The following is a 12,361-nucleotide window of genomic DNA, read 5'->3' as shown; positions in this document are numbered from 1 at the left end:
CTGCGCAATCCCCGCTATCCTGACCGTTCCGCGAACCAAATCGAGGAGCGTGCAATGTCCGTCCGTCTGGTCGTCATCTGTGCGCTGGCGCTCGCTGCGCCCGGCGCGTTCGCCCAGCCGCTGCCGCCCGGGCAGCACCCGCCCGCGCAGGCGGCGCTGGCCAATCCCGCGTCGGTCAACTGCGAGAAGCTCGGCGGTCGCCACGTAATCCGCAACCTGTCGAGCGGGCAGGTCGGCATGTGCGTGTTCAAGGACGGCCGCGTGTGCGAGGAGTGGGCGCTTTACCGCGACGACCGCTGCGTCGGCGGCGGCGCGCCGAAGCGCGTGGCGAACTGACCGCGTCCTGACGATCGCGCCCCGCATCGGCGACGGCCTGCCAGGCCGCCGGCAGGTCCGTAAGCTACTTGTTATACTCGGCGCCGCCCGGGGACGACCCCGGGTCATTCGCTTCAACGGGGACGGCCCCATCCGATACGGAGTACGTCGAGATGGCGTGGGTATGGTTGTTGATCGCCGGTTTGCTGGAAGTGGCCTGGGCGGCCGGCTTGAAATCGTCGGACGGCTTCACGAAGCTCGGTCCGTCGGTGTTCACGATCGTGACGGCGCTGGCCAGCTTCGGGCTGCTCGCGGTCGCGATGCGCCAGTTGCCGCTCGGCACCGCGTACGCGGTGTGGACGGGCATCGGCGCGGTCGGCGCGTTCGTGTTCGGCATCGTGATGCTGGGCGAGGCGCTGACCGTCGCCCGCGTCGCCAGTGCGGCGCTGATCGTCGCGGGGCTGGTCGGCCTGAAATTGTCGTCGGCCGCCTGACGACGGACTCCGCGGCGCGCCCGCGCCCGCGCGCCGCCCCGCGCCGCGGAATTGCGCCGGTCGCCCGTCCAGCCTGTCTATAATGGAACGTATTCGGGCCTGAATCCCGTCGTGCTGCGCGCGGCACGCGGTGCCGGTCGCCACGCGCCGCGCGGCCGGTCTGTCCGACCCGATCCGATCAATCGGCAAAACGCACGGAAAGTGCAAGGAGAGGGCCATGATCGAAGCCATTTCGCTCGGCGCGGGACTCGCGTGGGCGAGCGGCCTGCGCCTGTACCTGACGGTGCTGATCGCCGGCGTGCTGGCACGCTTCGGCTGGCTCCATCTGCCCGACACGCTGGCCGTGCTGATGTCGCCGTGGGTCATCGGCGCCGCGGCCGTGCTCGCCGTCACCGAATTCCTGGCCGACAAGATCCCCGCGTTCGACTCGCTGTGGGATGCCGTGCATACCTTCATCCGCATTCCGGCCGGCGCCGTGCTCGCGGCCGGTGCGCTCGGCCATGCCGATCCGACCATGCTGGCGGTCGCGGGGCTCGCCGGCGGCTCGCTCGCCGGCGCCGCGCATGTGGCGAAGGCCGGCACGCGCGCGCTGATCAACCTGTCTCCCGAACCGATTTCGAACTGGATTGCGTCGTCGACCGAGGACGGTCTCGTGGTCGGCGGGCTCGTCCTCGCGTTCTTCGTTCCGCTCGCGTTCCTCGTGCTGCTTGCCGCGTTCATCACGGCGTCGGCGTGGGCGCTGCCGCGCCTGTGGCGCGGCGTGTCGGGTGGCTTTCGCGGGATGGCTAACCACATGGTGTCGCGGCTCAACTCGATCGGAGGGAAGCGCGATTGAAGGGGCCGCAACACGCGGCGCAGCCGCCGGCCGGATACTCCGGCCATGACGGGCGCACGCATGCCGGCCGCTTCGGCCTGCGCGACCTGATTCACCAGGCTGCCCGGATGACCGCGCGCGACTGGCGCGCGGGCGAATTGACGCTGCTGGTCCTCGCGCTGGTGCTCGCGGTCGCGGCGCTGACGAGCGTCGGCTTTCTCGCCGATCGGCTGCGCCAGGGCCTCGAGCGCGACGCGCGCCAGATGCTCGGCGCCGATTTCGTCGTGCGCGCCGATCGCCCCGTCGATCCGTCGTTCGACCGCCAGGCACGCGCGCTCGGCCTGCGTACCGCGACGACCGCCATTTTTCCGAGCATGATCGCGGCCGCCGCGGGCGGGCAGGCGGCCGACGCCGCGCCGTCGCGCCTCGCGGCCGTGAAGGCCGTGTCGCCCGGCTATCCGCTGCGCGGCGCGGTCGAGATCCTGCCGGCCGGTGCGACCACTGCGCAGAAGGCGTCCGCGATCCCCGCGCCGGGCACCGTATGGGCCGACCCGTCGCTGCTCGACGCGCTGCACCTGAAGGCGGGCGATACGGTGCGCGTCGGGCTGCGCACGTTCACGGTCGCCGCGGCGATCACCCGCGAACTCGATCGCGGCTTTTCGTTCGTCAATTTTTCGCCGCGGCTGATGATGCGCGCGGACGAGCTCGCCGCGACGGGGCTCACGGGCTACGGCAGCCGCGTCACGTACCGGCTGCTGGTCGCCGGCGACGCAGCGGCCGTCGCACGCTTCGAAACCTATGCGCACGCGCGCGTCGACGGCGGGAAACTGCGCGGCGTCGGGCTCGAGTCGTTGCAGGAGGGGCAGCCGCAGGTGCGGCAGACGCTGGATCGCGCGCGCCACTTCCTGACGCTCGTCGCGTTGCTGACCGCGCTGCTCGCGGCGGTCGCGATCGCGATGGCCGCGCAGCGCTACATGCGGCGTCATCTCGACGGCTGCGCGACGATGCGCTGCCTAGGCGTGAGCCGCCGCACGCTCGGCGCGTTGTTCGCGCTCGAATTCGCGGGCGTCGGCATCGTGTCGGGCGCCGCGGGCGCAGTGCTCGGCTACGGTGGCCACTGGGCGCTGCTGGCCGCGCTCGGCAGCCTGATCGACGTCGTGCTGCCGCCGCCCACGTTGTGGCCGGCGCTGATCGGCATGGGCGCCGCGCTCGTGCTGCTGCTCGGTTTCGCGCTGCCGCCGCTCGTGCCGCTCACGCGCGTGCCGCCGGTGCGTGTGCTGCGGCGCGAGTGGGGCGACGCGTCGCGCACCGCGTGGGCCGCGTATGCGGTCGGCGTCGTGCTGTTCGCGGGGCTGCTGATCGTGGCCGCCGGGAACCTGAAGCTCGGCCTGATCGTCGCGGGCGGTTTTGCCGGCGCGCTGGTCGGGTTCGCGCTGATTGCCCGGCTCGTGCTGTTCGCCGCCGCGCGCGCGGTGCGCAATGCGCGCGTGGCCGCGGGCGTCGGCTGGCGTTACGCGCTGGCGTCGCTGCACCGGCGCGGCACGGCCAGCGCGCTGCAGATCACCGCGCTCGCGCTCGGCCTGATGTGCCTGCTGCTGATCGCGATCACGCGCAACGACCTCGTGGCGGGCTGGCGGCAGTCGACGCCGCCCGATGCGCCGAACCAGTTCCTGATCGACATCCAGCCCGACCAGCGCGCCGACGTCGCCGCCTATCTGGCCGCACACGGCGTGCGCGACGCGGTGCCCGCGCCGATGGTGCGCGGCCGCCTCGTCGCGATCAACGGCAAGCCGGTGAATCCGGACGCGTACCCGTCGGAAGAGGCGCGCCGGCTCGTCGATCGCGAATTCAACCTGTCGTATACGACCGACCTGCCGTCCGACAACCGGATCGTCGAAGGCGACTGGTTCGGCGCCGCGGCCACGCCGCAGATCTCGATCGAAGCCGGCCTCGCGAAGACGCTGAACGTGAAACCGGGCGACACGCTGCGCTTCGACGTGACGGGGCTGACGGTCGACGCGCCGATCACGAGCGTGCGCAAGCTCGACTGGGGCTCGTTCCGCGTCAACTTCTTCGTGCTGATGCCGCCGCCGGTGCTGAAGGATTTCCCGGCCGTCTACCTGACGAGCTTCCATCTGCCCGCATCGAACGCCGCGCTGCTCGATCCGCTGATCGCGCGCTACCCGAACCTGACCGCGATCGACGTCGCGCCGATCCTCGCGCAGTTGCAGCGGATGATGCTGCAGGTGGTCGGCGCCGTGCAGTTCCTGTTCGCGTTCACGCTCGCGGCCGGCGTGCTCGTGCTGTACACGGCGCTTGCCGGCTCGCGCGACGAGCGCGTGCGCGAGGCCGCGCTGCTGCGCGCGCTCGGTGCGTCGCGCGCGCAGGTCAACGCGGTGCAGCGCGCGGAATTCGTCGTGGTCGGCGCGCTGGCCGGCGTGCTCGCGTCGGCGGGCGCGATCGCGGTCGGCTGGGTGCTCGCGTCGCGCGTGTTCGACTTCCAGCTCGCCGTCGATCCATGGCTCGTGCCGGCCGGCATCGCGGCCGGCGTCGTCTGCGCCGGTGCGGCCGGCTGGCTCAGCCTGCATAATGTGTTGCGGCGCCCCGCGCTGCAGTCGCTGCGCGACGCGTGAGCGTCGCCCGCGGCCCCGAAGATCCCGTTTTCCGACTATCCGTAATGACCGATGTGAATGACGATGCGCCGTCGCAGCCGACGGCGTTCGAGCTCGTGGGCGGCGAAGCCCGCGTGCGCGAAATGGTGGACCGCTTCTACGACCTGATGGACCTCGAGCCCGAGTTCGCGCAGATTCGCGCGCTGCATCCGCCGTCGCTCGACGGTTCGCGCGACAAGCTGTTCTGGTTCCTGTGCGGCTGGCTCGGCGGCCCCGACCACTACATCAGCCGGTTCGGCCATCCGCGGCTGCGCGCGCGGCATTTGCCGTTCCCGATCGCGTCGGTCGAGCGCGACCAGTGGCTGCGCTGCATGGCGTGGGCGATGGAGGATGTCGGGCTGCCGGAGCCGCTGCGCGAGCGGCTCATGCATTCGTTCTACGACACGGCCGACTGGATGCGCAACCGGCCCGGTTGATCGACCGGTACGCCGCTGCCCGCGCGCGGGACGATCTGCGTCTGGGCGCACGTGCGGGCCGGCGCGACACTGGCCGTTTCCTCCATCGACACGAGGCTCATCCCGATGACGACACAGGCGCTGTTTCGCGAAGACGCGTACCTGATGCAATGCGACGCGATCGTCGAGGCCGTCGGCGACGACGGCATCCGGCTCGACCGCACCGTGTTCTATCCGCTCGGCGGCGGCCAGGCCGGCGACACCGGCACGCTGACGCTGCCCGACGGCAGCACGATCGCGATTGCCGATACGCGCAAGGCGAAGTTCGACGGCGCGACGCCCGACGACGCCGTGCACGTGCCCGCGCCGGGCCAGGACGCGCGCGTCGCGACGCTGGCCCCCGGCACGCGCGTGGTCGCGGCGATCGACTGGCAGCGCCGCCACCGGCATATGCGCCTGCATACGGCCGCGCACCTGATGTGCGCGGTGCTGCCGTACGCGGTCGACGGCTGCAGCGTGACGGCCGACTACGTGCGGCTCGATTTCGCGACGTCCGACGCGATCGATCGCGACGACGTCGAGCGGCGCCTCGCGGGTTTCGTCGCCGGCGCGCATCCGGTCACGACCGAATGGATCACCGACGACGAGATGGCCGAGCGGCCCGAACTCGTCCGCACGATGAGCGTGAAGCCGCCGATGGGCCTCGGCCGCGTGCGGCTGCTGCGCATCGAGAACGTCGACCTGCAGCCGTGCGGCGGCACGCACGTGCGCAACACGTCCGAAATCGGCGGGCTGCGGGTCGCGAAACTGGAAAAGAAGAGTGCGCGCACACGGCGCCTCGTACTGGAGTTTGCATGACGATCGATACCGGGAAAGCGGGCGCGGCGGCGCTCGATCCGCAGGCACGGGACATTCTCGATTTCTGGTTCGGCGAGCCGGGCTCGGCCGAGTTCGGGCAGAACCGCAAGGTCTGGTTCAACGGCGGCGCGGCGTTCGACGACGTGCTGCGCACGCGTTACGGCGCGCTGCTCGATGCTGCATGCGACGGCGCGTGCGATCACTGGGCCGCTTCGCCGTCGGGCGCGCTGGCGTTGATCGTCGTGCTCGACCAGTTCTCGCGCAACATCCATCGCGGCACGCCGCGCGCGTTTGCCGCCGATCCGAAGGCGCTCGGGCTGGCCCGCCGCGTCGTCGCGGCCGGCTGGGACGCGCGGTTGCCGAGCGGGCATCACCGCGCGTTCGCGTATCTGCCGTTCGAGCACGACGAGTCGGTCGAGAGCCAGCGCGAGGCCGTGCGCCTGTGCGCGGGCATCCGCGACGAGGCCGGGTGCGAGCGCTATCACCGCTACGCGTTGCTGCATGCGGCGGTCGTCGAGCGCTTTGGCCGCTTTCCGCACCGGAACGCGATTCTCGGTCGCGCGTCGACCGACGAGGAAGCGGCGTTTCTGCGGGAGCCGGGCTCGTCGTTCTGACGATCCGTTCGTTGGCGAGACGAAGGAGCGGGGCGGCGAACCCCACGACGCTTGCGGGTTGCCGGTATTGCAGCGCAGGCTGCGCAGCGCTCGAATGGACGATCGCGGCCCGTGCCGAAGAAGAAAGCGAAGGCGGGCAGGGCAGCGCATCGCGCCGCCCTGTGTTACTGCGGGTGCTGTTCGGGCGTGCGCACGTAGACGCGCAGCAGCTCCTCGTTGTCGCCCGGGCGGGCGCCGGTCCAGAACAGCTTCCATTCGTCGCCGGGCGCCGGATCGACGGCCCGCACGCCCTGCACGATCATCCACGTGCAGCGCGTCGTCTTCGCGTCGTCGATCGGCGTGTGCTGGATGCCGGAGAAGTAATACAGCATCGGCGCTTCCGATTCGCCGAGCCCGTGCAGGCTCGCCATGCAGTCGCCGTCGTTCCATTCGAGCGCGAGATGCGCGTTCAGGTCGTCGAACACCGACCGGTAGCTCTTCGCGACGTCGAGCCACGGCAGCAGCAGCGTATAGATGAGCCCCCACGCGACCAGCGTGCCGGCGCCCCACGACAGCGCGCCGCGCCACAGGCCCGTCGTGCGTAGCTTCGGCAGCAGCGTCAGCCAGCCGACCGTCAGCGCGAGCGCGCCGGTCACGAGCGCGGGCTGGATCGGCATCGTCCAGTCGAGCGGCAGCCAGCGGCCGAGCAGTGCGAGATCGGCGCGCGACGCGGCCGGATCGGCCATCACCGCCCAGATCGCCCACGCGAGCACGACCACCATGCCGAACAGGATGCGGCTCAGGTAATCCCACGCGAGATGCAGCCGGCGCGGCAGGCGGTCGATCGCCTGCGCGGCGACCAGCGCGAGCGGTGCGAAGAACGGCAGGATGTAGAGCTGGCGCGACGTCGCGGACACCTGCAGTACCACCAGTCCGATGCCGGCGAACAGCACGGGCAGCGCGATGCGCGGCGTACGCCAGTCGCGCCATGCGCCGCGGGCGAGCGCGACGATCGCGAGCGGCGCGACCGGGAAGCCGACGAGCAGGAACGCGCGCAGGATGAAGAACGGCTTGTCGTTTTCGGCGCCCAGTTCGGGAACGGAGAAGCCGAAGAAGCGGCCGACGTTGTTGTCCCAGAACCACGTCATGAACAGCGTTTCCGAGCGCAGGAACAGCGCGGTCGGCCAGATCAGCGCGAACGGCGCGAACACGAGCGCGGCGACGCCGAGCGCGCGTGCGAACGAGCGGGTGCGGCAGGCCGGGTAGAGCACCAGCGTGCAGACGAGCGTGGCCGCGAACACGAGCGGCACGAACAGCCCCTTCGCCATCAGCGCGATGCCGACGCCCGCGCCGAAGATCGGCGCGGCCCAGCGGCCGGCCGGGTGCGCCGGCAGCCCGTGACGCATCGGCTGCGCACGCGCGACGTGCTGCATCACGAGTTCCAGCAGCCCGCAGAACGCGATGGCGGTGCCGGCAAACAGCGCGACGTCCGTCATCATGTCGTGCACGTGCTTGATCACGACGAGCGTGCCCGCGCTCAGCACGACCGGGCCGAGCACGCGCAGGTCGAACCAACTGTCCGCGCGGCTGGCCACGCGGGCGGCGCGCGCGATGAAGCCGAACGCGAGTGCGGCGAACAGGGCGCTCGCGAGGCGCGCCGCGTCGTGCAGCGGCATCGCGCGCTGCAGCAGCCACGCGAGGCTGGTCGCGACCCACGCGTAAAGCGGCGGCTTTTCCATGAACGGCAGGCCGGCATTGGTCGGCACGACGAAATCGCCGGTCTCGAGCATGTGCTGGATGATGCCGAACGTATAGGTTTCGTCCTGTTTCCACGGATCGTGCCCGAGCACGCCGGGCAGCGTGTACGCGCACACCAGCGCGGCGACGAACAGCCATGCGCGCCAGCCGAGCAGCAGCGAGCGGTCTCGCAGGGGGCTGATGGCGGCGGTCGAGGCCGCGACGGGCGTGCCGGCGACGTCCAGCGTCGCGATGACGTCGGTATCGGCGGTCGAGTGGGTGTGCGCGGCCGGGGCGGGCACGGACGTGTGTCGCCGGCTGGGCGCTGCGGTTCCAGGCATGGAAAAGATCTCGGGTCGAGTCGAGCCGGTCCGGCGACATGGGCTGGACCGATAAGGGGCTACATCCGGGGTAACGGACAGCGTGTTTGAGACACCTGTCTGAATGGCCGCTAGTAGAGCACGGAATTGTTACGGATGTTTACTGGAAGTGTCACGGAATTGTGGAGATTTGTGGCGCCGTGACCACGGGGCGATTTCGACCGCCGTATTGTTGCGCCGCGCGTCAGCTTAGCGGCCGCCGCCGACGTCGAGCAGGGCGCCCGTCGTGTAGGACGCCGCATCGCCGAGCAGCCAGACGATCGCCTCGGCGATCTCCTGCGCTTCGCCCGCGCGGCCGAGCGGCGTTTGCGCGCCGAGACGCGCCGCACGGCCCGGCTGGCCGCCGCTTGCATGAATGTCGGTCTCGATCAGGCCCGGGCGCACCGCGTTGACGCGCACGCCGTGCGGGCCGAGCTCCCTGGCGAGGCCGATCGTCAGCGAATCGACCGCGCCTTTCGAGCCCGCGTAGTCGACGTACTCGTTCGGCGAGCCGAGCCGAGACGCGATCGACGACACGTTGACGATCGCGCCGCCGCGCCCGCCGCGGTCGGTGGACAGCCGGCGCGCCGCTTCGCGCGCACACAGGTAGGCGCCGAGCACGTTGGTATCGAACATCCGTCGCAGCCGGTCGACCGGCATGTCGGCGAGCGGCATCGACGGCGCGACGATGCCGGCATTGTTGACGAGCGCGTCGAGGCGCCCGAACTCGGCCGCAACGGTGTCGAACATCGCGACGACGTTCGCCTCGTTCGCGACGTCGCCCGCGACGATGCACGCGCGGCCGCCCGCGTCGCGCACGGCCTGCGCGGTCAGTTCGGCCGCGGCCGCGTCGCGCGCGTAGTTGATGCCGACGTCCCAGCCGCGTTCGGCCGCGAGCACGGCGGTCGCGCGGCCGATGCCGCGGCTCGCGCCGGTGATGAGGACAGCCTTGCGGTCGGACGGTGCGGTCATCGCGTGCGGTTTCCGGTGACGGTTACTTCGCGGCGTCGGGCGCCCACTTGTCGCGGGTGGGCGGCTGGTAGCGGCGCAGCCGCTCGATCAGCGCGACGGGTTCCGACTCGACGCACAGTGCGTCGAAATAGGCCGGCCGCATGAAGCCTTCGTCGACCGTATGGCGCAGCAGCGCGATCAGCGGATCGTAGAACGAATCGATGTTGTAGAGCGCGACGGGCTTGCGGTGATAGCCGAGCTGCGCCCACGTATAGACCTCGAAGAGCTCTTCGAGCGTGCCGGCACCGCCGGGCATCGCGACGAACGCGTCGGAGAGGTCGGCCATCATTTTCTTGCGATGGTGCATGTCGGGCACGACGTGCAGTTCCGACAGCCCCGTATGGCCGACTTCCTTGTCGACGAGCAACTCGGGAATCACGCCGACCGCCCGGCCGCCGGCCGCCATCACTTCGTCGGCGATCACGCCCATCAGGCCGACGCGGCCGCCGCCGTACACGAGCGTGAGGCCTGCCTCGACGAGCGCACGGCCGAACGCGCGCGCGGCATCGGCATAGACGGGTCGCACGCCGGACGACGAGCCGCAGTAAACGCAGACTGCCTTCATTGCTTCGCGTCCTTGGCGGGGGCCTGGCCGGTGGCGACGGGGCCGCCCGCCGGGCGCGGCGACCCGTCGCGCGGCGGCAGGTAATCGGTGAACTGGCGCTTGGGCAGCTTGCCGGACACGAGATCGTCGAACAGCTGGCGCGAACGGCCGCGCAGGTACGGGGCCATGATCGAGATCACGTGCATGCTCACCTGGTGCAGCTCTTCGCGGATCGCGTCCTGGTCGTTGTATTTGCGCGGATGCATCACGTATTGGTACGACAACCAGTACGTCGAGATCACCGCCATGTTGGTCGCGATGACCTCGATCTCGGCGGGCGTCGCGACCATCTCGGCATCGGAGACGAGCAGCTCGCACATGTCGTGCGCGAAGCGCACCTTGTGGCTGATGATCTGCTTGAAGTGCGTCTCGAGCGTGCGGTTGCGGGCGAGCAGGTCGTTGAGGTCGCGATACAGGAACCGGTAGGTCCACATGAAATCGGCCATGTACTGCAAGTACGACCAGGTTTCGTCGATCGTCGGACGGTGATCTTCGGGGAAGCGCAGCCGCCGTTCGATCTGCTGCTCGAACTGCGCGAAGATGCTGTTGATGATGTCGTCCTTGTTGCGGAAATGGTAGTACAGGTTGCCTGGACTGATTTCCATTTCCTCGGCGATCGTCGTGGTGGTGACGTTCGGCTCGCCGATCTCGTTGAAGAGTTTCAACGACAACTCGAGAATCCGTTCGCGGGTGCGGCGGGGAGGTTTCGCTTCCATGTCGTCCGGCCCTGTGTGTGCCGGACTGGCGGGCGCTGCAATCGATGCTGCGTGATTCGTCCGGCGCGGGTTGCTGTTCTATGTCTAGCGGCCGATTATAAACCGGGGTTTCGCCACGTCGGGGCATTTCGTGATCGCGGCGCCGCGCCGCGCATGGTGCGGCGCCGCATGCGGGCGTGGCGAAAGGCGCCCGGCGGTGGCCTAGAAACCGAGCCAGCGTGCGACCACCGGCCCGAGCACGAAGCCCCACGTCGTCACGCACGCGAACAGCGCGACCGTGACGGCCGCGCTGCCGAGGTCCTTCGCGCGCTTCGACAGTTCGTGGCGCTCGAGCGAGATGCGGTCGATCGCGGCTTCGACGCTCGAGTTCAGCAGCTCGACGATCAGCACCAGCAGCACCGAGCCGATCAGCAGCGCGCGCGATGCGGCCGGCACCGGCGCGAATGCGCCGATCGGCAGCATCAGCGCGGCGAGCGTGAGTTCCTGGCGAAACGCGCTTTCCTCGCGGATCGCGACGCGAAAGCCGTTCAGCGAATGCTTGAGCGCGAACCAGGCACGCGTGATGCCGCGATGGCGCTTGTACGGGTTCGGCGGCAGCGGCGCGAGCCGGTCGTCGGGGCCGAGCGGCTCGTGCGGGTGCACGTCCGCGTCGGCATGCGGCTCTTCCTCGTCGAACGGGCGGTGCCGTGACGGCGTCGCGGCGGGGGGCGGGATCTTGTCGTTCAGGTCTCGTTTCAAACGGCTGCACCTTCGGCTGGCGAGTACGCGGTCTTCGGCAGCGGCTTCAGATGCGACGCGAACTGCTCGGATGCGGCGCGCCACGAGAAGCGTTCCGCCCACGCGCGCGCAGTCGTGCGTTCGATCTTCAGCGCCTCGAGGCAGGCTTCCTGCAGGTCCTCGTGCATCGCGCCGGCATCGCCTCCGCTGAGCACGTCGATCGGGCCCGTCACGGGATACGCGGCCACCGGCGTGCCGCAGGCGAGCGCTTCGAGCAGCACGAGGCCGAACGTGTCGGTGCGACTCGGGAATACGAACACGTCGGCCGCAGCATACACCTTCGCGAGCTCGGTCTGTGACAGCACGCCGAGATAGTTCGCCTCCGGATAGCGCGACTTCAGTTCCGCGAGCGCGGGGCCTTCGCCCGCGACCCACTTCGAGCCGGGCAGGTCGAGGCGCAGGAACGCCTCGACGTTCTTCTCGATCGCGACGCGGCCCACGTACAGGAAGATCGGCCGCGCGGTGTTGAGCACCTTCGACTCCATCGGCCGGAAGGTGTCGAGGTCGACGCCGCGGGTCCACAGCACGACGTTCGTGAAGCCGAATTTCTCGAGGTCCTGCTTGACGACCGGCGTCGGCGCCATCACCGCGCGCGACGGGCCGTGGAACCAGTGCAGGAACTTGTAGGTCGCCGCCAGCGGAATGCCGAAGCGCGCCTGCACGTATTCCGGGAAGCGCGTGTGGTACGCGGTCGTGTACGGCAGCTTGCGGGCGCGCGCATAGCGCCGCGCGGCGAGGCCGAGCGGGCCTTCGGTCGCGATGTGCAGCGCGTCGGGTGCGAACGCATCGATCCGCGCGCGCAGCTTGCGATACGGCAGGATCGACAGGCGGATCTCGGGGTAGGTCGGGCAGGGCACCGTGCGGAATTCCAGCGGCGTCAGCAGTTCGACGCGGTGGCCGAGCGCCGTGAGTTCGCGCGACGTGCTCTTCAGCGTGCGTACGACGCCGTTGACCTGCGGTTCCCACGCGTCGGTGACGATCATGATCTTCATCGCGGCATGTCCTGTAAGTAGGGT

At 70.0% G+C, this 12,361-nt stretch carries 13 protein-coding genes; 7 read left to right on the top strand and 6 right to left on the bottom strand.

Annotated features, from left to right (window positions below):
- Positions 1 to 54 precede the first annotated feature (54 nt).
- The 7 genes from KR541_RS11810 (at position 55) to KR541_RS11780 (ending at position 6,162) form a co-directional block, all read left to right on the top strand.
- Positions 55 to 336: a putative hemolysin gene (locus KR541_RS11810; RefSeq protein WP_050016419.1), complete on the top strand. Its 282-nt coding sequence runs from the start codon at positions 55 to 57 to the stop codon at positions 334 to 336.
- 152 nt (positions 337 to 488) lie between these two features.
- Positions 489 to 809 carry a quaternary ammonium compound efflux SMR transporter SugE gene (gene sugE, locus KR541_RS11805; RefSeq protein ID WP_124554853.1) on the top strand — a complete coding sequence of 107 codons (321 nt, stop codon included), beginning with the start codon at positions 489 to 491 and terminating at the stop codon, positions 807 to 809.
- Positions 810 to 1,026: 217 nt separating this feature from the next.
- On the top strand, positions 1,027 to 1,644 hold the full coding sequence (locus KR541_RS11800) for a DUF4126 domain-containing protein (RefSeq protein ID WP_050016423.1): 618 nt from the start codon (positions 1,027 to 1,029) through the stop codon (positions 1,642 to 1,644).
- Positions 1,641 to 4,256: an ABC transporter permease gene (locus tag KR541_RS11795; protein WP_124631398.1), complete on the top strand. Its 2,616-nt coding sequence runs from the start codon at positions 1,641 to 1,643 to the stop codon at positions 4,254 to 4,256. The genes KR541_RS11800 and KR541_RS11795 overlap by 4 nt, the downstream gene beginning before the upstream one ends.
- 44 nt (positions 4,257 to 4,300) lie before the next feature.
- The gene (locus KR541_RS11790) at positions 4,301 to 4,711 is read left to right on the top strand and encodes a group II truncated hemoglobin (protein WP_006488211.1); all 411 of its coding nucleotides are present in this window, start codon (positions 4,301 to 4,303) and stop codon (positions 4,709 to 4,711) included.
- A gap of 105 nt (positions 4,712 to 4,816) precedes the next feature.
- Positions 4,817 to 5,548: an alanyl-tRNA editing protein gene (locus KR541_RS11785; protein WP_124554855.1), complete on the top strand. Its 732-nt coding sequence runs from the start codon at positions 4,817 to 4,819 to the stop codon at positions 5,546 to 5,548.
- Entirely contained in the window at positions 5,545 to 6,162 is a 618-nt protein-coding gene (locus tag KR541_RS11780) for a DUF924 family protein (RefSeq protein ID WP_176015620.1), read from the top strand. The genes KR541_RS11785 and KR541_RS11780 overlap by 4 nt, the downstream gene beginning before the upstream one ends.
- A gap of 164 nt (positions 6,163 to 6,326) precedes the next feature.
- On the opposite strand, the gene KR541_RS11775 is transcribed toward KR541_RS11780, so the two are convergent.
- From KR541_RS11775 to KR541_RS11750, 6 genes are all read right to left on the bottom strand, one after another.
- Entirely contained in the window at positions 6,327 to 8,219 is a 1,893-nt protein-coding gene (locus KR541_RS11775) for an ArnT family glycosyltransferase (protein WP_216089547.1), read from the bottom strand.
- A 228-nt stretch (positions 8,220 to 8,447) separates the two neighbouring features.
- Positions 8,448 to 9,209, bottom strand: coding sequence for an SDR family oxidoreductase (locus KR541_RS11770; RefSeq protein ID WP_050016433.1), 762 nt, complete (start codon positions 9,207 to 9,209; stop codon positions 8,448 to 8,450).
- A gap of 22 nt (positions 9,210 to 9,231) precedes the next feature.
- Complete coding sequence (locus KR541_RS11765) at positions 9,232 to 9,813, bottom strand: LOG family protein (RefSeq protein ID WP_050016434.1); 582 nt, start codon at positions 9,811 to 9,813, stop codon at positions 9,232 to 9,234.
- A complete protein-coding gene (locus tag KR541_RS11760; protein ID WP_050016436.1) occupies positions 9,810 to 10,568 on the bottom strand; it encodes a TetR/AcrR family transcriptional regulator in 759 nt (252 codons plus the stop codon). The genes KR541_RS11765 and KR541_RS11760 overlap by 4 nt, the downstream gene beginning before the upstream one ends.
- Before the next feature lie 201 nt (positions 10,569 to 10,769).
- Entirely contained in the window at positions 10,770 to 11,306 is a 537-nt protein-coding gene (locus KR541_RS11755; RefSeq protein WP_011694335.1) for a diacylglycerol kinase, read from the bottom strand.
- The gene (locus KR541_RS11750; protein ID WP_050016438.1) at positions 11,303 to 12,337 is read right to left on the bottom strand and encodes a glycosyltransferase family 4 protein; all 1,035 of its coding nucleotides are present in this window, start codon (positions 12,335 to 12,337) and stop codon (positions 11,303 to 11,305) included. Before KR541_RS11750 ends, KR541_RS11755 begins: the two co-directional genes overlap by 4 nt.
- Between the last annotated feature and the right edge of the window lie 24 nt (positions 12,338 to 12,361).

The sequence above is a fragment of the Burkholderia sola genome (assembly GCF_905400185.1).
GTDB lineage: Bacteria > Pseudomonadota > Gammaproteobacteria > Burkholderiales > Burkholderiaceae > Burkholderia > Burkholderia sola.
Note: the sequence above shows the minus strand (reverse complement) of the source record. Positions and strands in the feature narration are given on the sequence as shown.

Bases quoted from the DNA above. Each gene is read 5' to 3' on its own strand.
- KR541_RS11810 (WP_050016419.1), top strand. From the start codon at position 55: ATGTCCGTCCGTCTGGTCGTCATCTGTGCGCTGGCGCTCGCTGCGCCC.
- sugE (WP_124554853.1), top strand. From the start codon at position 489: ATGGCGTGGGTATGGTTGTTGATCGCCGGTTTGCTGGAAGTGGCCTGG.
- KR541_RS11800 (WP_050016423.1), top strand. From the start codon at position 1,027: ATGATCGAAGCCATTTCGCTCGGCGCGGGACTCGCGTGGGCGAGCGGC.
- KR541_RS11790 (WP_006488211.1), top strand. From the start codon at position 4,301: ATGACCGATGTGAATGACGATGCGCCGTCGCAGCCGACGGCGTTCGAG.
- KR541_RS11785 (WP_124554855.1), top strand. From the start codon at position 4,817: ATGACGACACAGGCGCTGTTTCGCGAAGACGCGTACCTGATGCAATGC.
- KR541_RS11780 (WP_176015620.1), top strand. From the start codon at position 5,545: ATGACGATCGATACCGGGAAAGCGGGCGCGGCGGCGCTCGATCCGCAG.
- KR541_RS11775 (WP_216089547.1), bottom strand. From the start codon at position 8,219: ATGCCTGGAACCGCAGCGCCCAGCCGGCGACACACGTCCGTGCCCGCC.
- KR541_RS11770 (WP_050016433.1), bottom strand. From the start codon at position 9,209: ATGACCGCACCGTCCGACCGCAAGGCTGTCCTCATCACCGGCGCGAGC.
- KR541_RS11765 (WP_050016434.1), bottom strand. From the start codon at position 9,813: ATGAAGGCAGTCTGCGTTTACTGCGGCTCGTCGTCCGGCGTGCGACCC.
- KR541_RS11760 (WP_050016436.1), bottom strand. From the start codon at position 10,568: ATGGAAGCGAAACCTCCCCGCCGCACCCGCGAACGGATTCTCGAGTTG.
- KR541_RS11750 (WP_050016438.1), bottom strand. From the start codon at position 12,337: ATGAAGATCATGATCGTCACCGACGCGTGGGAACCGCAGGTCAACGGC.